Raw genomic sequence first — 18,910 nt, 5'->3', positions numbered from 1 at the left:
GAGGACGCGGTCATGGCCACACTGCGGGAACGCAAGACCTACCGCGAACAGGTGCTCCGGGTCCTGTACGAAGCCGTCGAAGGCAACCGCCTCCTCGGCATCACCGGGGCACAGCTGCGGCGCGACCTCCACGTACCGGAACAGGACCTGGCCGCCGCCTGCATCCAGTGAGGACGTTGGGGACGACAGGTCTGCGTGGCCGTGTGCTCTGCCTCCATGCCGGTCTCCGCACCTCGCGGGCCGAAGGCAGAGAGTCGCACGGCCGCGCCCGCCGGTTCCCGCGACCTTCATGGCCCTCGTGTGACAGGTCGCGTTCAGCGGTTGACTGTCCCGACAAAGACAAAGAGCGCGGTGAGGACGGCCGCGAGAGTCATCGCCATCACAGCCGGGACCCCGAGAACTCGCCGGTCCACGGGCCGCTGCTGATGGGCGAGTGCGAGCGCCACCCACGCCGCCTGCGCGAGTACGCCGCCAACGAAGGCGAGCAGCAGCGGCATGATGCCGTCCGGAATGGGCAAAGCGCTCGCCACGAAGGCTCCCGCGACCAGGCTCAAGCAGGCCAGCCCGATCCACGGAGCCACACGCCGCCTCGGTTGCACCCCCAGCAGAGCGGCCAGCGCCAGGCCCTCGCTGGCCGCGTGCACGAGGAGCGCCGCCACCACGGCGACCGAGGCGGTCAGCGCCAGGGTCGCCCCCTCCAAGAAGCGGTGCAGAGCGAGCCCTGATGCCGCGCCGACGCCGCCCGCACGACCTGGCCTGCACGGGCAGCCGATACGGACCACGGCACCCATCACCCCGTACGAGGCGAGCGCGGTGACCGGCACCGCCCACAGCGGCACGCCGGCCTCATGGGCCTCGTCCCACGCGTCGGGCAGAAGATCGAGAACCGCCATGATCAGCAATATCCCTGACGCGGCGGCCAGCAGAAGCGCCGACCGGCCGGATCCGCGCCGTGTTAGCCAGGCGCCCACCACAGTGGCCACAGCCACCAGCACCACGGCCACCAGCGTTTCGGTGGAGGGCAGCTGCCACCCGGTTGCGTCGTCAGTGTGCGCGCCTGCTGCGTAGAGCACGGAGGACATGTCCCCTCCCTCCGAAGGTGGCGGGCTTACGTGTGCAGTGCCCGGGCGAACCGGCTCCGTCGGATGTGCTCGGATGCGACCCGCCGCTGCGCCGATATGTGCCGCCAAATCCTCGGCGCACTCCGCATCTAGCGGCCCCCGAGCCGAGTCGGAACAACACGACCTTCAGCAGGCCCTCGCGGAGCACAAGCGGTCAGCTGCGGTAGCAGTACGAATCCGAGGAGGCGTCGCCGCCTTGCAGGCGCGTCTGGTGCACGCGCAAGCCCAGGAAGTCCGGGCCGTGCGGGTAGAAGCGGCTGTCGACGGAGAGCCCGCCGTGCGAGGTGTCGGCGTCGAGTTTGACCATCCACGGGTCGATGCCCGCGGGATAGAACTGCGCGTCCCAGGCGCTGTACAAGGAGTTCGTCAGGTACACGCGCCGCCCATCGCGGCTGAGCTCGACCATCTGCGCTCCGCCGGTCAGCGGAGTGTCCGGCTCGGCGGGATGCGGCTGTCGGCTGGCGATGCCGCCAAGACGCACGGACGCGGTCTGCCTCGGATGGAACGGGTCGCTCACGTCGTACTGGTGCAGATCGCCGGTTCCCCATGTGGATACGTACAGCCATTGGTCGTCCACCGACAGGTCGATGTCGGTGATAAGTGGGGGAACGGCGCCGAACGGCTGCAGCGCCGGAGGCAGGTCCTCCGCTTGCGCGGGCTCGGCAGAGATGGTGATCACCTTGCGGACCACGAAGTCCTCGCCCTCCCGGTTCCACAGCCACACCGACGCCGACAGGTCCTCGACGTTGACCACGGCGTGTGCGAACCCCCACGTTGCCTCGGGGTCGTGCGCGGGACGCAGCTCCAGCACCATCTGGTTCTCGTCCCCCAGATCGACGCGCTGCAGGTGCCGACCGGAGTCCAGCTCCCAGAAGTGCAGCGAGTGGCCGTACTGGCGATCCAGCAGCAGTTCGGGGACGAGGCCGTCCTCGTACATCGAGGGGGTGCCCCACTCGCTGGTCACGGCGATGTTCTGGCGCAAATGCCACCAGAGGTCGTAGGCGAACCGCTGCGGTCCGCGGTCACTCTCCCAGGCGCGCAGCACTTCGAAGCTTTCGTGGTCCAGCAGCGCGACGCCGCCAGGCCCGTCCGCACCGTCCGCGCCGCCCAGGCAGGACAGGAACACCCCGTCGGGACCGCAGTGGAGTGTGTGCGGACGCGAATATTCGGCCTTGTCGGCCAACTCCTCGGACTCGACCACCTTGACCAGGCGCGGGCGGGCGGGATCGGGGCCGGTGTCGAAGATGTGCAGCCGGGAGGAGCGCAGTCCCGGGATGATGAGGTAGCGCCGCGCAGCGTGATGATGACCGGCATGGGCCAGCGCGCTCGAGCAGGCGTTCCAGCCGAAGTGGTGCAGTTCGTTGCCCAGGCCAGGCAGGTCGGCGCGGGAGATCACGCGGCCGTATTCGGCGGATTCGGGATCGGTGCCGACGGTGAACAACGCGTCCGCCCGCTGTGCGGCCGGGTCAAAACCGACGACATAGGCGAGTTTCTCCGGGGGCGCGGCGACGGCATCCGCCGGAGTGCGGTACAAGGTGGGGTCACTGTGGTCGTCGCGGTCGTGAGCGCGCTCAGTCGTCCTCATGGCTGTTCCTTACTCCCGAACGGGAGTCTGGATCCGGGGGACTTCCGAGAGACAGCCGGACTCAACCGTTCGAGATCGATGTCCCGACGCAGGACAGATATGCCATAAAACGAGCGTTTCACAGTCCCGGAGCCCTGCCAAGCCGACAGCGCGGGGGCGCGGACCGCCTCAACGCGCGGCTCGCTTCCGGCATGCCCGATAGCGACGGCGCCGAGCGGACACGGGCCTTCCGGCCGCCTTGCCAGTTGACCGTGTCAGATGCCGCTCGCTGATCCGGCCTGATAGACCAGACAGGACCTGGCGGGCCCGGCAGTGACAAGCCGGTGGAAGATCCGGTGATCGTGCGCCGCTGCTTGCGGGGCGCGTCGAGGTCCGTCCGCAGTATCCCGTCGATCACCGACGCTCGAGCTCCCGCATCTTCGTGCCGCCACGGCGATCACGTCGGATCGCCGCGTGCAGCTCGGCCTTCGAGATCTGCGTGACCAGGATCTTTCACCAGGAGCATCCCGATGCTCCCCTGGCAAGAACCCCAGCGCCTTCAAAAATCGTGAACATCACCCCGTCGTTGATCTGGGCGCCTCCCAAACCCGTGAACAGCTGCCTTCACTGGGAGTGTCTGGATCTTTGTGTGCGGCCTGGTGTGGATGATTCCTGTCAGTGGTTGGTGACGCGGTCCCCGTAGTAGCTGGCGAGGCTGTTGATGGCCTGCTTCCAGGCGGGTGTCTTGCCGGTGACGTTGGCCCGGTTCTTGATCGGGTTGCGGATGACCAGGTAGAGCACCTTCAATGCCGCGTCGTCGTCGGGGAAGTGGCCGCGCCGCCGCGTTGCTTGCCGGAAGCGGGAGTTGAGGGACTCGATCATGTTGGTGGTGTAGACGACGCGGCGGATCGGGGCCGGGAAGCGCATGAAGACGATCACGTGTTCCCAGTTGCGGCGCCAGGTGTCGATCACCGCGGGGTAGCGCTGGCCCCACTCCTCTTCGAAGCGGGCGAAGCGCTGCTCGGCCTCGTCGGCGGTCTTGGCCGTGTAGACCTCGCGAAGCTGGCGGGCGATGGCGGCCCAGTGCTGTTTGGCCGAGTAGCGCAGGCTGGTGCGCACGAGGTGGACCACGCAGAGCTGGACGTCGGTCTGGGGCCACACGTCGTTGATCGACTCCGGCAGCCCCTTGAGGCCGTCGCAGCAGGCGATCAGGACGTCCCCCACGCCGCGGTTGCGTAGTTCGGTCAGCCAGGTCATCCACTGCTTGGCGCCCTCGCCGCCGGTGCCGACCCACATCCCGAGCACGTCGCGGTCCCCGTCGAGGTTGATGCCGACCGCGATGTAGACCGGCTTGTTCGCGACCGCGCCGTCGCGGATCTTGATGTAGATGCAGTCGATCAGCAGCACCGCGTAGACGCGGTCCAGCGGCCGGGTGCGCCAGGCGGACAGGTCCTGGGCGACCTGGGCAGTGGCGCGGGAGACCAGGTCGCGGGAGACCTCCACGTCGTAGACCTCCGCGAGGTGGGCCTGGATCTCCCCGGTGGTCAGGCCCTTCGCGTACAGGGAGACGATGGTCTCGGTGAAGCCCTCGACGCGGCGGGCGTGCTTGGGCACGATCTGTGGCGTGAACGATCCCGCGCGGTCGCGGGGGATGTCGATGGTCACCGGCCCCGCCTGGGAGGGCACGGTCTTGCGGCTGGTGCCGTTGCGGTGGTTGCCCGGCCCCGCGCCGGCCGGGTCTCCTTTCTCGTAGCCCAGGTGCTCGGCCATCTCGGCCTCCAGCGCACCCTCCAGGACCAGCTTCACCAGCCCGGTGAGCAGACCGCTCTCGCCCACCAACTGGAGCCCGTCCCGTCGGGCCCGTTCCACCAACTCCTCGGCCAAGTCCCGGTTCTTCTCAGCGATCCGCGCCAACTCCGCCCCCGTCCGCACCTGGTGCTCGCTCTCAACGGGGCCTGGTTCGTCCTTGCTGCCCATCTGTGATCCTTCCCGGCAGAGAACCCATCTCATGCCAACTCGGGTCACACCAGGCCAGACACACAAACTTCAGGGCTCTGACTTGATTTTCGTAGCGGGTGATCGAACCCGTCGTGGTTCTCCCTGCCCTGGGCGCAGACTGGTGGGTGTATGCCCTCGAGTTGGAGGTCCTGCTGCCGCAGCTGGCCGCGGTGCAGGTACGGGAAGTGCAGGCTGGCGGGGATCTGATCCAGATTATGGCCCGGACCCGGGACGGTGTCGCGGTGGCGTGTTCGGGCTGTGGCTGGTTATCGGACTGGGTGCACAGCCGGTACGAACGGCATGTCGCTGACGAGGCGGTCGGGGGCCGGCCGGTCACGGTCGACCTCTCGGTCCGCCGCCTGTACTGCGAGAACCCCGGGTGTTCGAAGACCACGTTCGTGGAGCAGGTCGATGGACTGACCGTGCGCTACCAGCGACGCACCCCTGCCCTGCAGCAACTGCTGAGTGCTGTCGCGGCGGCGCTCGTCGGCAAGACCGCCGTCCGATTACTGCCTCACCTGCATCAACTGGTCAGTTGCAGCACGTTGCTGACCATGCTGATGGCACTTCCGCTCCCCGTCCTGCCGGTTCCGCAGGTGCTGGGAGTCGATGATTTCGCGCTACGGCGCGGTCACCGCTACGCCACCGTCCTGATCGACGTGATCACCCACGCCCGCGTCGACGTACTGGCCGACCGCACCGCCGAGACGCTGACCGCCTGGCTGCGTGCACACCCCGGGGTGGAGGTCGTATGCCGGGACGGCTCGGCCGGCTACGCCGAGGGCATCCGTCAGGGAGCCCCCGACGCGGTGCAGGTCAGCGACCGATGGCACCTGTGGCACAACCTCGCCGCCGCGGTGGAGAAGACGGTGGCCGCGCACGCCGCGTGCTGGCGCGCGGTGCCCCCCGAGGCGACGCCCGGGTCGCGCAACGCGCGTGTCCTGCAGACCCATGCCGCCGTGCACGCCTCACTCGAGACCGGGGTGAGTCTGTGCGAGACCGGCCGACGCCTGGGCCTCGCGCTGAACACCGTCAAACGGTACGCCCGCGTCGGTGACCCCGCGCAGCTGATCCGGCCCCCTCAGTACCGGCGCTGCCTGGTCGATCCCTACCGCGACCACCTGCGGACTCGCCGCGCGGCCGGTCCGGTGGCCACCACCACCCTCCTCGCGGAGATCCGCGTACTGGGCTACACCGGCAGCCCGAACCTGCTAGTCCGCTACCTCGAACAGGGCCGGGCCGAGGAGTCTTTGGCCGACCCGTCCGTCCGCCGCCTCACCTCCTGGATCATGACCGACCCCGACCACCTGGCCGATGAGCCGGGGACCCACCGCGACAAACTCACCGCCGTCTGCCCCGAGATGACCGCCTTGACCAGCCACGTCACCGCTTTCGCCAAGCTACTGGCCCACCACGAACATCCCACCACCGGGCACGCGGCCCTGGCCGAATGGATCGAGGCCGTGAACGGCGACGACCTCCCCGCCCTGCACGCCTTCGTCCGCGGCCTTCAGAAGGACCAAGACGCCGTTCAAGCCGGTCTCGACCTGCCCTACAGCAACGGAGCCACCGAGGGCATCAACAACAAGACCAAGCTCCTCAAGCGCCAGACCTACGGACGAGCCGGCTTCGCCCTCCTCCGCCAGCGCATCCTGCTCAACTGATCTTCGGGTCAACGGGACGATCACCCGCTACGAAAATCAAGTCAGAGCCAACTTCAGGACAGTCCCGCCCCACGCAGCCGTACGGTGAGCAACGACCAGGAAGAAGCACAGTTGCGGTCCTGGCGGTACAAAGCGAGCCGAGCTGGGGTTGGTGCTGACTCAGACGTAGTGGGTGAGTGCGAGGAGGACGAAGATGTCGGTGAGGACGGGGATGGTGTAGCGCAGCGGGCGGGGGGCGGCTTGGTCGGAGACGGAGCTGTATCCGCCGTCGGGGTTCTGCCGGCTGAGCAGGTAGTGCAGGCCCGCCTGGACGGTGGGGTGGTCGCGGTGGGTGGGGGCGAGCGCGGTGAGGGTGTAGGCGGTGCTCATCGGGTCGCTGTCCTCTCCAGGGGTCTGGCCCCAGCCGCCGTCGGCGTTCGAGGTGACGAGCAGGCGCTGGTGGATGGAGTCGATGGCCGGGCCCAGACGTCCCTGATGGTTTGCAGGGTTGTGGCGGTGGGCGAGTGTGAGGGCGTTCAGGGCGCGGAGCATGGCGTTGGCTTCGCTCAGGCTCCAGCTGCGTTCGAAAGTGCCGTCGGTTTTCTGCGCGTTGAGGAGGTAGCGGGTTGCCCCCTCCAGCAGGGAGGCGTGGGCGAAGTGGAACGGCTGTAGGGCGGTGATGGTGTTGGCGGTCATGGTCGGCTCGGAGGGCTGGCCGGGCAGGTAGGTGGGCACCCCTCCGTCGTCGCCCAGGTGTGTGGTCAGGTTCCGCCGGGCGGTGTGGATGTGTGCCCGGTATCGCTCGGGGTTGACCGTGTGCAGGAAGGCCATGGCGTGGGCGGTGGTGTCCGTGTCGGTCTGTCCGACGTCCTGGGCGTAGGCCCAGCCGCCGTTGCCGACCTGCTGGACCGCGAGGTAGTCGCCCATGACGAGCAGGACTTGCCGGTCGGCGCCGGCGCGGGCCAGGGCGAGGCCGGCGGTGGCGGTGCAGAAGATCTCCTCACTGGTGATGAAGGGCATGCCGCCGTCGTCGCGGACGGCTTTGGCCAGCGCGGTGATGCCTTCGTGGATGACCCGGTGTCCGGGCACCGTCCGCTGCAGCGACAGCAGCGCGAACAGGTGCGCGAACACGTTGCCCTCGGTGATCCCCCGGGCCTGGCCGCGCTCGGTCAGCCGCAGCAGTCGTGCGGTCAGTTCCGGGGCGACGGGGTCGGGCACGTGCAGGTGATGGATGGCGATCTGCCGCAGGCGGGTCCAGGTGGCCTCGTTGTGGTGCTCGAACGCGTGGGAGGGTGCTTCGACGTGGAAAGGCTCGGGTCCCACGACGGCGAGGATCGCCTCCAGAGCGAGCTTCTTTCGGTCGGAGGAGTGCTGGGCGGCGCCGGCAAAGGTCTGCTCGATGAGCCGGTGCCGGTCCGCCGGCACGATGCCGTGCAGGGTGGCGTCGATGACCGCGGCATCGAAGGTGTTGGCGGCCCTGCGGCTGCGCGACAGGTAGGCGTGCAGCCGGCTCTGCACGCCCGGCAGGGCCTTCGCCCGGCGCAGCAGGGTCAGCATCAGGGCCGACTCGGTGACCCGGCTGCAGCACTCGCCCGTGACGGCTCCCTGCCCACTGACCTGGGCCAGCAGCCGCTCAGTCAGTAGCCGGACCGCGCCGGCCACCGACATCGCCGCCATCGCGCGGTGAGCTGACGGCACGTCGCGGGCCGGGGCCGGCAGGGGCACGGTCAGGGCGGCTTGGTCGCGCAGGTGGGTGAGCAGGCTGGTGCGGTCACACACGGGCCAAGAGCGGTGGCGGGCCAGCAGCCTGAGAGCGGGCGTCGGCTCGAAGAGCACGGGTCGGCCGACCCGGCTCAGCGACGAGACGTCCCCCAGCGAGTTGCCCACTGCCAGCGAACCCGGCCAGTCGATGCGCTCGTCGCCCACCAGATCCTGTGCAGCTCCGTCCTTCCCGCCGACGACCGCGGCGGCGACGCGTCCGGTGTACAGCCCGTCAGCCGTCTCGAACCGGGTGCCGCGGAACAGGGGCACGCCCAGCTCACCGGCAAGATGGGCCACCATCTCCTGTGGGCCACCCGAGATCAGCAGGGGCACATAGCCGGCCTCCTTCAGTGCCGCGGCCAGCGGCCTGGTGAAGGCGAACAGCCGCGCACGTTGCCGCTGCCACAGCCGGGCCGTCACCGTGGACACCGCCCGGCACGGCACGTCGGTCAGCATCGCGGCGAACAGCTCGTTCATCCGCGCCACCGCCAGCGCGTCCTCCGCATCCGAGGCCACTTGCGCCCGGCGCAGCAGCCCCAGCCGGTCCTCGGGAGCAAGACCCGCCTCGGCCAGCATGGCCGGTAGCGGACCGGCCAGCGTGCCGGCGATCAGAGTCCCGTCCACATCCAGCACCGCGATACGCATGCTCCGAGCCTCGCGGGCACGCCACCGCACCGACGCCGATTCCCCGCCCTGTCACCCGATCGAAGACAGCGCCGGCGCGTCGGCCCGGGGCGGCGGCCGTAGAGGGGCGCAAGACCGTCACCGGTCAGAGCGGCTTGCTCGGGAAGTGCCCGCAGGCCTTGACCGTCCGGCGCATATCCGCGCGTTGACCGACTCGATCGCCTTCGAGGCGCGCATTTGTCGGTCCCCGCAGCCTGAGGGCGGGCCTCCGCAGCCAGTCGGATGACGGCCGCTGGAGGCTCCGAGACTCGTGACACGGACAGCGCGCCGGTGGCGGGCCGGTCCCGTGGCGGAAGCGTCAGAGGTTTTCAGGCGAGGACGACTGGCTCGCCGCTCAGCGCCACACCTGCTTGGCGTAGTTCACTGATCGCGGTGCTGGTGGTGTCGGCGGCGACGCCGGCGGTGTAGTCGAGCAGGACCTGGACGGCGAAGCCCGCTCGTACGCCGTCGAGCGCGGTGGCCTTCACACAGTGGTCGGTGGCGATGCCGACGACGTCGAGATCACTGATGTGGCGGGCACGCAGCCAGTCGGCCAGTGACGTGCCGTCCTGGGCCGAGCCCTCGAAACCGCTCTTCGAGGCGGAGTGTGCCCCCTTGTAGAAGACCTCGTCGACGCCGCCAGAGGTGACGGCGGGCGCGAAGTCCGGATGGAACTCGCTTCCCTCGCTGCCGACGACGCAGTGCTCGGGGAAGGAGTTCTGGAAGTCTGGGTGTTCGGAGAAGTGGGCCCCCGGGTCGATGTGGTGGTCACGGGTGGCGACGATGTGCGCGTAACTCCCGTCAGCGCGCCGAACCAGGTCGGCGATGGCGACGGCCCTGCCCGCGCCGCCCTTCACCGGAATACTGCCGCCCTCGCAGAAGTCCTTCTGCACATCAACGACGATCAATGCACGGCGCACGGCGATCCTTTCCCTCGGGAGAACCCATTGCCGGTATCGTCGCTCCCTCCGCCGGTAAACAGACGCAGCACTCGCCAGCACTCACCCGACTGCGACGCACCTGGTGAAAGCGTCCAGCTGCGAGTCGAGCACCTTGCCGAGAGCCGAGCACCTGGCGTAGCCCATGCGGATGTCCGCCGGTCGGGGCATCGGGCTCTTCTGCGTTCACCGCGGCTCCTGACCGCAACACCCTGAGTACCTGACCGGCCAGCTCCGCCCCGGGAGGATCTAGGCGTACGCCTATGTCGGCTCCGGATACTCGATGCCCCGCGGCCCGGTCACCTCACTCCGGCGCGTCTACGCGACACCCGAGTCGGTCGCCGAGGCGGCCGGCTCCCTCGTGCACACCGGACGGCCGCCGACCGAAGCTCACGAAGAGGAGTGGCCGCAAGAGGGCGCAGTACGCGCCGCGAGTGACGCGTACCGTCTGCGCTGTGCGCCTGTTTCTGTGCTGGCTTGAGCTTCCTGACCACTCGAATAGTGGGTTTGCCGGAAGCATCGATGTTACTCTGTGTGATCAAAGCTAACGTTCCAGTTATGACAGCGACGACGACTGCGGCCTCCGTACAGGGCGGTTCGCAATGGGTACAGACCGGTCCGCTTACCTTCAACCACGCCCTCACCACCACCGCAGAGCGCATCTCCGAGGTGCCGGAACTCACGATCCCCTTTCCCGGGGTGTGGGAGCTCACCTATCACGTCCGCACCTCGTTCACGTCGGGCAATCAGAAGGCCCTGTGGATCCACACGTGGTTAGGAAAGGACGGTGTGCGCATCGAGGGCAGTGAAACAACGCACGGCCGCCAGGGCCCGGACTCCGAATCCGTCCAGGACACGGTCGGACAGACGGTCCTGGTCACTTTCCAGACCGGGGAGAACGTGACGCTCCACGGCCGCTACAGCGGAGAGGGCAACGCGTCCGTTCTCAGCAACGACGGCGGACGCACCTCAGTCGTGGCGCACTGGGTGAGCCCAGGGTTCTGAGCGCCAGTGACCGTCGGTGCGGCCGGCCCAGCCGGCCGCACCGACGGTCTTGGCCAGCAGCACTCGACCCGCGAGACCAGGAGAGCTCGACGACCCGGCGGCGGGGCAGGGTGACGAACCCGGGGGGTGTTCTCCGGCCGGCTGACGGCCTTCAGAGTCAGTCCGAGGTTCACCTTCGCCCAGTTGACGAGCTGTCCGGCATAGCCGGAGTCCGCCCAGACGATGGTGATTTCGGGGTACATCAGCCGCAGCCGGAAGAGGACTTCCTTGGCCGCATCGCGGTCGGTCATGTCGGTTGGGGTGGCCATGACGAACAGCGGCAGCTCCTTGGTGTCCACGATCAGGTGCCGCTTGTGGCCATTGATTTTCTTCGTGCTGTCTCCGGATGGAGGCCGCCTCTTCGCGTATGTCACCTGCGGAGTCCAACGGGGTGACCTGGGAGCGTCGTGCGGGCGTGAACGTGCGTGCGGGTGTCACGGTTCAGATGATGATCTTGGCGCCTTCTGTGGAGGATGCAGTGAACGCTCGATTCGGAATCACCGGCAGCCGTGCGGCGGCCGGTGCGGTTGCGGGCATGGCGGGGCTGGTTTGCCTTGTGCCGTCCATGGCGCAGGCAACGCCGTCGGTTGGTCCGGCAACCCGTGCCCAGGTAGGCGCGGCTGAGCTGCCACCGGTCGGTGAGGTGGACTACGAGCCGTTGGCCGGAGACTTCGAGTTCACGCTGAAGGGCCAGACCTGCCGTGCACACGTGGCCGGGTCTGTCGAGGAGGACGTCGTTGCCCAGGACGCCGCGCACCGGGCGGACACGGTTGCGGAGAAGCACCTGAGGATGCGTGGCAGAGAGACGTGTGGGAGCGGACGGGCCTCCGGCGGGTCGATCACCATTGAGCAGAACGACGTGGATGTCGACCCGAAGTCGCTCCTGCGGCTCACGCAGCGCTTCCCTCCGAAGTTCGAGCAGGTCATGGTGCTGAGCTTCACCATGGTGATCGATCAGCCAGAGCGTGCTGCGGCCGAGCCGCTGGTCCTGACCACCAGGGCCCCGGCGAAGCTCATCGGCTCGCTCACCGAGTTCCCGCCGAAGGGCGACGTGTACCAGCTGCAGAACCCGGTCGACCTCATCGACCTCGAAAACCCGGACACCACCGTCGCGACGATCCAGAAGTTCCCCGTCAAGGTCGGCGGACTCTAACCGAGCTGGCTGGCTGGGCGTACTCGCCCGCGCACCGAAAGGGGGCCACAGATGGCAGGCCGCCATCTGTCGCCCCCTCCTTCGTCCGTCGCCGGCACGGGCGGACGCCCTCGGGAATTTCAGACCCGCACGGTGCGAACGTCCGGTGGGGCCGCTGCCCGATGACTGCGGCTCCACAGCGCAGGGCGAGTGTGGTCACAGTGACAGCCGGCACCCGCGGCCGCGAGAGTCCGGTGTGGTGCAGCCAGCGCCCGCCGAGCGGACGGGGTGCTGACAGCACACCTGGCCCCATCGTTTCGTTACGGGGGCGATCCGGGCTGAGGTCTGTCGCTCGAGTCGGGCGGGGGTGTGCTGCGTGATGCGTTCGAGGTGGGTCAGGCCCCGGTCGAGGTCGGCGAGATCCAGGAGCCGGTCGCGCTGTCGTCGTTGTGCTGACTCCGTGCGGTGGGTGGAGATGCCGGCGAGTACCGCGGTGAAGTTTTGGGTTCCCGCCCCGAGCAGGGTGGGGAGCAGGATGAGGACCGCGATCCAGGACGGGGCATTGCCGATTGCTCTCGCCCGTGGACGGGGCCGAACGAGGGGAAAGCTCCCGCAGCGTGGTGGGGGGCGGTGGTGGGGCCCCACCACCGCCCCCCACCACCGGTGTGGTCGGCCCTGTCCATCGCTGGTAGGGGCTGCGCGCGGTGGATACGTCTCTCGCACACCGGGCGCGCGGTTGAGCATCGCGGGCCGGGTGTGCCTGCGCGGTTGTGCAGCGGTGAGTTGCGCAGCGTCTGCGCAATCAGCCGACGTGGTCTGCGCAATCGCTGTGCATCGGCTGCGCGACGTTGTGACCTGCCGTGGACGGGTCTGTGGTCGGGGTGCGTCGTGCGCAGCCGATACGCAGAGGGGCGTGGGCGGCTGTGCCGGGCGGCTATGAGTGGGGGTGCATCCAGCTGACGCGTTGGTCGGGGTTTTGGACGGGGCGCCATACGGGTGCGGAGGGGCCGTGGTGGAGCAGGTCGGCCAGCGACGCCGCGAGGATGGGCACGTCCTGCAGGAAGCGGGACGGCGCCAACTGCCTGGCGGCGGCGTGCAGGTTTCGGTGATCCGGTTCTCGATGCCGGTGGGGCCGGTGCCGTCCAGGACAAACAGCAGCCGCGGGAACAGCGGGTAGTGCCGCCGCCAGTCCTCCAGTTCCGGCTTCTGGCCGATGGACGGCCGGCGGCGCCCCGGGATCGTGGGCACGTAGCGGTAGAAGCGCTCGTACGCGGGCAGCTTGGCGGCGAGGCGTTCGGGGCCCATGGTGGCCCGGTCGACTTCCACGAAGGCCCGCAGCATCGCACCGCTGTCGCCGTCCTGGCTGCCGCGGCGGTAGTACATGAGGGCGTCGGGGATGACGGCCTCGCCGCTCCCGATCGGGTGGTGGACCTCGGTCAGCCAGTCGAGGGGCCGGCACAGCTCGCCGCGGCGGCGGGCATCCTCGAGGAAGACGAGCGCGGTCTCGGTCACCGTCAGCGCGTGACCGGCACGCAGTCGCGCGGCGGTCGGGTCGGACACTGTCTTCGACGGCCGCCGGCCGCGCATCTCGGGCCATTCGGAGGCAAGTTGCACGCCGTAGCGGGTGGGGAACCACATCCTCAGCCGTCCGGCCTGCGGCAGGGTGATGCGCGCGGTCAGTCCCTCCTGGCGCAGTCGGGCCAGCCGTCGCCTCGTCTGTTCGATGCGTACCTCGGGGGCGATCATCCGGTGCATCTGCTCGGTGGTGGCCATTCGGTACTGCGTCAGCACGGCCAGCGCCAGCCGGTCCCCGTTGCCCGCGTCCACGTTCGTCATGGGTTTGCTCGCTTCCCATCCGGATGCGGCGCTGTCCTGGCGCCGCGTGTATCGCCCAGGCCAGCAGCCGGCCTCTACCGGAACCCCGACCACCAGAGCCCCCGGAGGTCACGATGCGACAACGCCTCCGTCGACCAGGCCGACATCCCCTCCGACAACCCGCCCGACAACCGACCGCACGTCCTCGCGCACCGACCCACAAACCCGCAGGCCACCACGCAGATCCGGCCGCGGTCGGCAGCCCGACATCCCCTCTACGCCCCCGGACCACGCCCCACAGCAGGAAGAACAAGGAAGTGGGTGGGTGGGACAGGCTCCGGGCGGCGGGCGAGGGGATTAGGCGCCGCCGGTGCTCCTCGCGCGTCGGCCGGGGCCGCCGCGCTGCGCCGCAGTCAGAGCGGCGTCAGGCGGGGGACGTCGGAGGGGGAGAGGTCGGGGCGGGCGCGGTGCCAGCGTGCGGGGTGGCGCCATCGGCCGGAGGCGTCGCGGGTGACGTCGACGCCGACTTCCACCACCAGCTCGGGCTCCACCAGCGTGACGTTCAGCGTCTCCCTGGTGCCCCACCTGGCGGAGAAGGACCAGCCCGTCCAGGGATGGCCGCGCTGGGCCGGAGCGAGAAATCCGCCCACCGCAGCACCCGTTGCCCGGGCGGTTAGCGGACCGGGGGCTTGGCGGGCTTGTCGGTGGGGTTAAGGGCGCGTTTGTCCTCGTCGGTAAGGATGTCGGCCCATTCGGGGTCGGCGAGCATGTCCTGGATCACGAGGTGGACCCACCCGTTGAGGAAGAAGGTGGCGGGGACGGTGACGGTTTTGACGGACGAGGGGTTTCTGGGCACGACGTACGTGTCGGGGGTCTGGTAGCTGCCCCGGCCGGTCTCCTTCATCAGCGTGAATCGGGCGGCGTGGCCGGAGATCGACTCCGTGACCGGTTCGACGACGAGGCGGGACAGGGTCCACTCCAGGGCCGGGCGGTTGATCCAGGGGTGGACCACCTCGACGAGGGTGGCCGTAGAGGTGATCACACGCAGGTCGTCGACGAGGGCGAGTCAGCCGGTGACGGTGCCGTCTCGCAGGACGGCCTTGGCGAGGCCCTCGCTGTCGAGGACGAGGGTGCCACCTGGGACGGCGGGGGAGCGGGTCACGCCGCGTCCGCCCCGCCCTGCGTCTGCTCGGTCTGCTGCGCGGCGTTGACCCGGACCCCGCGCGGGCCGTAGTCGGCAGGCTTTGGTCAGTAGGTTCACGGCCATCTTGCTCGAGCCGTACAGTGCCATTTCCGAGACGCCGAGCGCGGCCGCCATGGTGCTGACGTTGATGACCGCCCCGCTGCCCCGCTCGGCCATCGCCGGCGCGAGTACCGCCACCAGATTGTAAGGGGGTCTTCACATCCAGTGCGTACACGGCGTCAAACCCGCTCCGCGGCGTCTGCTCGGTGGCCCCCGAGAGGGTAGCTGCCCGCGCCGTTGACCAGGGTGTCCACCCGGCCACCGCCCAGTTCGACGGCTTGCCGAGCCTACTGTCGCACCGAGTCGGCGTCCAGCAGGTCGGCAACCGCGAAGTCCGCCGTGCCACCGTGTTACCGGATGGCCTCGACGACGGCCCCGCCGCGCCCTCGGCCCCGGCTCGCCACCAGTACGTGCGTGCCGCACTCGGCGTGCGTTTCCGCGGCGGCTGCCCCCGGTGCCGCTGGTCGCCCTGTCACCAGCGCGACTTTCCCTGTCAACGACGCGGTAGTTACAGAGCCTGTGCCCGGGCTCGCGACAGTCACGCTCAGTGATGCACGGTCCACCTGCCCGCTTCCGCGCCGACCGACTGGGCGACCCACGGGTCTCGGGGAGGCAGTCGGTGGGCGCCGGCGGCGACCTCGTTCGGTTTCGACGCGATGCACCAGTCCCGTGGAGCCCAGCAGGACGCTGAGGGTCACCCCGAGAACCAGCCAGAGTCGGAGGTCGCCCAGGATCTGCGCGTCGTTGGTCAGCCTCGGGGCGAGGTACAGGGCGCCGAAGGAGACCAGCGACCAGACGGGCACGGGCCGACGCAGCCCCAGGGCCTCCCAGAGCAAGGTGCCGAGCAGGAATCCCGCCGAGTAGTAGTCGTAGACGCCGGGATCCAGCAGGAGTCGCGCGCCGATGCCGAGCAGCGGCACCGCCACCCAGCGCCCCCGGAGGATCGCGGCCGCCCCAAGCACGCAGCCGAGCACGAGTTGCGCCGGCCGGTCCCACGACGGCGTCCCTGCCGCCGACACCCCGAGCGCGCGCAGCGCCGAGGACGGCTCGTTGACGATGTGGTACTGGGTCGCACCCAGCGTCGCGGGGTCGGCGACGACGAAGGGCAGCCAGGCCAGCAGCACGACGGCGACGGCGTAGAACGCGACATGCCGTCGTCGGTCGCGGGCCACGGCGAGAGCCAGCGGCAGGAAGACCAGAGCCCACGGCTTGGCGTCCACGGCCAAGCCCAGGCTCAGTCCCGCCAGTGCCGGGACGTCAGCGAGGACCGCCCGGATCGCCAGTGCCGCGAAGAGCAGCGCCAGCACGTCGTCGAGGTGGCTGTAGTGCACCGCCAGCGATGCCCAGACGATCAGGAACACCGCACCGGCGGCCGCGAGGGTCAGCCGCAGGGTCTGCGGGCGCGACCGCAGATCCGGCTGCCGGGCCAGTGCCGTCTGCTCGATCAGCCGCAGCACCAGAAGGCCGACGCTCATCATCGTCAGCTGGGCGGCGACGACCCCGCCGAGGTTCCCCAGAACCCAGGCGCAGAGAAAGGCCAGCGGTCCTATCTGCAGGTTCGGGTAGTTCGCATAGAGGTGCAGGCCCCCCGCCGGCGAGGCCCCGGAGCCGGAGAACAGCAAGGTGCTGCCGTTCGCGAAGTAGTGCCACGAGTAGCCGCCGCCGTGCAGGTCCGCCAGGAACCAGACCGTCGCCCAGAGTCCGAGGAACCACCAGTGCCAGGCGGCCCCGCTCCGCGCGGGGCGGCTGCTCTGATCAGCCATCCTCATGCCTCTCTGGTGGTCGACCCCCTGCCTGGAAAGAGTCCCCTGACCGCTCCCAGGTTCCTGCACAACCATGAGATTCAGGTGCGAAGCGTCTGAAACACCTCTGCGGTCGGCCCGGCGTGGTCTCTCACCATGTCCAGCCGTGGCCGCCGCTGTTGTGGGACAGGGCCAGGACGGCGGTGGCCACGGTGAGGTACTGGGTCGGGCGGCCCTGGCTGAACAGGGCCGTCAGGGCCCAGGCGAGAGCCGTGTACCACGGCATCGACCACGGTGCCGCGAGGACCCAGGCGAAGGCCAGCGCGAACGGCACGGCGATGACCGAGGGGGCGTCCGGAGCGGCACGGCGGCGTAGCACCCACGCCAGCGCCAGCATCACCACCGGCCACAGCACGCTGACGATCGCCGCGGTCGAACCAGGGCCCAGGACCGCCGTGGCGCACTGGTCGAAGACCGCCCAGACGGAGGGTGCGGAGACCAGTCGGGAGGCCGCGGAGAGCGGCACCAGCGCGTGCGCTCCGTAGGCTCCGTAGAGCGCGGCCAGGGTCAGCGCGGCCGCGCATGCCTGCCGGGCGGCCGGTCGCCAGCGGCCCGAACGCAGCAGCGGCCAGGCCAGCCCGACACCGAACAGGCAGGCACTGATCTTCACACCGCAGGCAAGGCCGACCAGCCCTCCCACGATCAGGTCGTGGTGCCACCGGGTCGTCCTGCGGGCGAGGTGAACGGCGCAGACGGCCAGGCCCGCGACGAGGGTGTCCAGGTGCCCACCCTCGACCAGCACACCGATCAGCAGCGGATTGACGCTCCACACCAGGCCCGCACGGACCGGATCGTCGGCGGTCCGCAGCAACAGGTACCCGGTACCCACGAAGACGGCGGCGTTCGCGAGCATCAGCGCCCAAATGGTCAGCCACGGCCGCTCCTGACCGATGAACGCCGCGGCGCCCTGCCACCACGTCGCCACCGGCCCGTACACGGAAGGGGTGTTCCGCCACGCCTCGCTCACCAGGTGGGCGTACGCGCCGCCCAGCCGGGCGGGAGTCGTCACGTACGGGTCACCGCCGAGCGCGGCGATACGGCCGTACGCGGCGTAGCTGGCCGTGTCGGAGGAGCCGACCGGGGTGAGGTTGGCGACGGCGAGCGCGGTCATGGCGCCGAGCCGGAACAGGAGCCGGGCATCGGGTCTCCAGCCCCGCTCATGGGCCTTGAGCATGCCCAGCGTGCCCCAGCACGACAGCACGATGGCCGCGATCGTGGCCGTCTGGGAGACGGTGCCGGCCATGGCAGGCAGCCGGAGCCAGGGGATCGGTGCCCTGAGCGTGTTGTGGTTGGGCGCGCTCGCGCCGACCAGAGCGAACAGTGCGATCCCGGCCCCGGCCATCCACACCGCTGGGCGCGGTGTCGGCCGGTCGACGACCATCGGCTTCCGCGGGGGGAGTCTCCGCATCGGGGCCGCGAGACGCAAAGTCCACCCATTGTGGTTGGTCGTCAAAGTCACTCTCCGGGGTGTTGCTTCAGTTCGCGGCAAGGGCTGCCATGACGATCTTGCCCGCGAACTTGTGGGTGCTCTCGCCGCTGTCGAGCACCACGGCCGCCCCCGCATCGCCGCTCACCGCTCCTCCGGCAGATTTCCCAGTGGTTGCCGCAGCAACTCTTCGTCCGTGGCGGGCAGCCTGTCAATGAACCGGGCGAGCACCGCCTCGGGGTCCGGGTCGGACTCCAACGCGAGGTGCATCCGGCAAGCGGTCGTGCCCTGACGTCGGTGAGCACACAGGAATGAACGACTACGGCAGAGCCTATCGTCTACATAGCTGTAGACGATAGGTGGCCGCAGGGGGTTCCCGCAGCTCGTGTCCGGCACCGGATGTCCGTGGTCGCAGAGCGGGCCGACCTCGTGGCCTCGCTGCGTGCAGGTGTCGAGGATGCGGGGGAGCGCGCCGAGCGCCAGGCGCCGGGGGCCGAGGTGCGGTCCGAGTCGTGCAGCAGGATAGTGCCGCCGCCGTCGAGGTCCGCGGTCACCGTGCGGTGCGCCGGGGGAGCGGTGTGCCGCGCTGCTCAGCAGGAAGAAGCTGGCGCGCACCCCGCGCTCGTCGAGCAGTCGCGGGAAGAACGGGGTGGACAGCGGATCGGGTCCGGCGTCGACATTGAGGACGATGTGGTCCGCGTGGGCCCGGCCGGACAGGCGCGGCATGGTGCGGTCGCGCAGCGGCCCGAACGTGGAGACG

At 69.6% G+C, this 18,910-nt stretch carries 14 protein-coding genes and 3 pseudogenes; 4 read left to right on the top strand and 13 right to left on the bottom strand.

The features are described from left to right. The first annotated feature begins 12 nt into the window (after positions 1–12). Complete coding sequence (locus FNV62_RS07070) at positions 13–171, top strand: hypothetical protein (protein WP_164331383.1); 159 nt, start codon at positions 13–15, stop codon at positions 169–171. A gap of 143 nt (positions 172–314) precedes the next feature. On the opposite strand, the gene FNV62_RS07065 is transcribed toward FNV62_RS07070, so the two are convergent. The 3 genes from FNV62_RS07065 to FNV62_RS07055 all read right to left on the bottom strand — a co-directional run bounded on the left by FNV62_RS07065 (position 315) and on the right by FNV62_RS07055 (position 4,662). Then, the gene (locus FNV62_RS07065; RefSeq protein WP_144314859.1) at positions 315–1,082 is read right to left on the bottom strand and encodes a hypothetical protein; all 768 of its coding nucleotides are present in this window, start codon (positions 1,080–1,082) and stop codon (positions 315–317) included. 193 nt (positions 1,083–1,275) lie between these two features. After that, positions 1,276–2,706 carry a selenium-binding protein SBP56-related protein gene (locus FNV62_RS07060; RefSeq protein WP_144314858.1) on the bottom strand — a complete coding sequence of 477 codons (1,431 nt, stop codon included), beginning with the start codon at positions 2,704–2,706 and terminating at the stop codon, positions 1,276–1,278. Between the two features lie 654 nt (positions 2,707–3,360). Then, positions 3,361–4,662 (bottom strand): IS256 family transposase, encoded by a 1,302-nt coding sequence (locus tag FNV62_RS07055; protein ID WP_225900190.1) that lies wholly within the window; start codon positions 4,660–4,662, stop codon positions 3,361–3,363. Positions 4,663–4,832: 170 nt separating this feature from the next. On the opposite strand from FNV62_RS07055, the gene FNV62_RS07050 reads away from it, so the two are divergent. Continuing rightward, positions 4,833–6,347 carry an ISL3 family transposase gene (locus FNV62_RS07050; protein ID WP_143651897.1) on the top strand — a complete coding sequence of 505 codons (1,515 nt, stop codon included), beginning with the start codon at positions 4,833–4,835 and terminating at the stop codon, positions 6,345–6,347. A 159-nt stretch (positions 6,348–6,506) separates the two neighbouring features. On the opposite strand, the gene FNV62_RS07045 is transcribed toward FNV62_RS07050, so the two are convergent. Both FNV62_RS07045 and FNV62_RS07040 read right to left on the bottom strand, forming a co-directional pair. Continuing rightward, on the bottom strand, positions 6,507–8,732 hold the full coding sequence (locus FNV62_RS07045) for a haloacid dehalogenase-like hydrolase (protein ID WP_143600341.1): 2,226 nt from the start codon (positions 8,730–8,732) through the stop codon (positions 6,507–6,509). 347 nt (positions 8,733–9,079) lie between these two features. Further along, positions 9,080–9,670 carry an isochorismatase family protein gene (locus tag FNV62_RS07040; RefSeq protein ID WP_143600340.1) on the bottom strand — a complete coding sequence of 197 codons (591 nt, stop codon included), beginning with the start codon at positions 9,668–9,670 and terminating at the stop codon, positions 9,080–9,082. Between the two features lie 576 nt (positions 9,671–10,246). On the opposite strand from FNV62_RS07040, the gene FNV62_RS07035 reads away from it, so the two are divergent. Continuing rightward, the gene (locus tag FNV62_RS07035) at positions 10,247–10,693 is read left to right on the top strand and encodes a hypothetical protein (protein WP_143600339.1); all 447 of its coding nucleotides are present in this window, start codon (positions 10,247–10,249) and stop codon (positions 10,691–10,693) included. 46 nt (positions 10,694–10,739) lie between these two features. Here the strand turns inward: FNV62_RS07035 and FNV62_RS55495 are convergent. Continuing rightward, positions 10,740–11,073, bottom strand: a pseudogene (locus FNV62_RS55495) (transposase); the annotation flags it as partial. A 50-nt stretch (positions 11,074–11,123) separates the two neighbouring features. On the opposite strand from FNV62_RS55495, the gene FNV62_RS07025 reads away from it, so the two are divergent. Next, on the top strand, positions 11,124–11,885 hold the full coding sequence (locus FNV62_RS07025) for a hypothetical protein (RefSeq protein WP_143600337.1): 762 nt from the start codon (positions 11,124–11,126) through the stop codon (positions 11,883–11,885). Between the two features lie 195 nt (positions 11,886–12,080). Here FNV62_RS07025 and FNV62_RS55490 read toward each other — a convergent pair whose 3' ends face one another. From FNV62_RS55490 to FNV62_RS57495, 7 genes and pseudogenes are all read right to left on the bottom strand, one after another. Further along, positions 12,081–13,700, bottom strand: coding sequence for a replication-relaxation family protein (locus tag FNV62_RS55490; protein WP_225900189.1), 1,620 nt, complete (start codon positions 13,698–13,700; stop codon positions 12,081–12,083). A gap of 392 nt (positions 13,701–14,092) precedes the next feature. Then, positions 14,093–14,329 carry a hypothetical protein gene (locus tag FNV62_RS55485; protein ID WP_225900188.1) on the bottom strand — a complete coding sequence of 79 codons (237 nt, stop codon included), beginning with the start codon at positions 14,327–14,329 and terminating at the stop codon, positions 14,093–14,095. Positions 14,330–14,595: 266 nt separating this feature from the next. Further along, positions 14,596–14,841: pseudogene (locus FNV62_RS07010) on the bottom strand (DNA-binding protein); the annotation flags it as partial. Positions 14,842–14,970: 129 nt separating this feature from the next. Continuing rightward, a pseudogene (locus FNV62_RS57025) lies at positions 14,971–15,039 on the bottom strand (hypothetical protein); the annotation flags it as partial. A 233-nt stretch (positions 15,040–15,272) separates the two neighbouring features. Continuing rightward, the gene (locus FNV62_RS55475) at positions 15,273–16,685 is read right to left on the bottom strand and encodes a hypothetical protein (protein ID WP_225900187.1); all 1,413 of its coding nucleotides are present in this window, start codon (positions 16,683–16,685) and stop codon (positions 15,273–15,275) included. 130 nt (positions 16,686–16,815) lie between these two features. Then, positions 16,816–18,132: a hypothetical protein gene (locus FNV62_RS07000; protein WP_143600335.1), complete on the bottom strand. Its 1,317-nt coding sequence runs from the start codon at positions 18,130–18,132 to the stop codon at positions 16,816–16,818. A gap of 162 nt (positions 18,133–18,294) precedes the next feature. Further along, positions 18,295–18,876, bottom strand: coding sequence for a hypothetical protein (locus FNV62_RS57495; RefSeq protein ID WP_309170904.1), 582 nt, complete (start codon positions 18,874–18,876; stop codon positions 18,295–18,297). Positions 18,877–18,910 lie beyond the last annotated feature (34 nt).

The organism is Streptomyces sp. RLB3-17, assembly GCF_007113425.2.
GTDB classification, from domain to species: domain Bacteria; phylum Actinomycetota; class Actinomycetes; order Streptomycetales; family Streptomycetaceae; genus Streptomyces; species Streptomyces mirabilis_D.
The sequence above is the reverse complement of the archived record's forward strand: the minus strand, read 5'-3'. Positions and strand labels throughout refer to the sequence as shown.

Excerpts from the sequence above, each read along its gene's own strand:
- FNV62_RS07070 (WP_164331383.1), top strand. The coding sequence starts at position 13 with ATGGCCACACTGCGGGAACGCAAGACCTACCGCGAACAGGTGCTCCGG.
- FNV62_RS07065 (WP_144314859.1), bottom strand. The coding sequence starts at position 1,082 with ATGTCCTCCGTGCTCTACGCAGCAGGCGCGCACACTGACGACGCAACC.
- FNV62_RS07060 (WP_144314858.1), bottom strand. The coding sequence starts at position 2,706 with ATGAGGACGACTGAGCGCGCTCACGACCGCGACGACCACAGTGACCCC.
- FNV62_RS07055 (WP_225900190.1), bottom strand. The coding sequence starts at position 4,662 with ATGGGCAGCAAGGACGAACCAGGCCCCGTTGAGAGCGAGCACCAGGTG.
- FNV62_RS07045 (WP_143600341.1), bottom strand. The coding sequence starts at position 8,732 with ATGCGTATCGCGGTGCTGGATGTGGACGGGACTCTGATCGCCGGCACG.
- FNV62_RS07035 (WP_143600339.1), top strand. The coding sequence starts at position 10,247 with ATGACAGCGACGACGACTGCGGCCTCCGTACAGGGCGGTTCGCAATGG.
- FNV62_RS55490 (WP_225900189.1), bottom strand. The coding sequence starts at position 13,700 with ATGACGAACGTGGACGCGGGCAACGGGGACCGGCTGGCGCTGGCCGTG.
- FNV62_RS55475 (WP_225900187.1), bottom strand. The coding sequence starts at position 16,685 with ATGGCTGATCAGAGCAGCCGCCCCGCGCGGAGCGGGGCCGCCTGGCAC.
- FNV62_RS07000 (WP_143600335.1), bottom strand. The coding sequence starts at position 18,132 with ATGCGGAGACTCCCCCCGCGGAAGCCGATGGTCGTCGACCGGCCGACA.
- FNV62_RS57495 (WP_309170904.1), bottom strand. The coding sequence starts at position 18,876 with ATGCCGCGCCTGTCCGGCCGGGCCCACGCGGACCACATCGTCCTCAAT.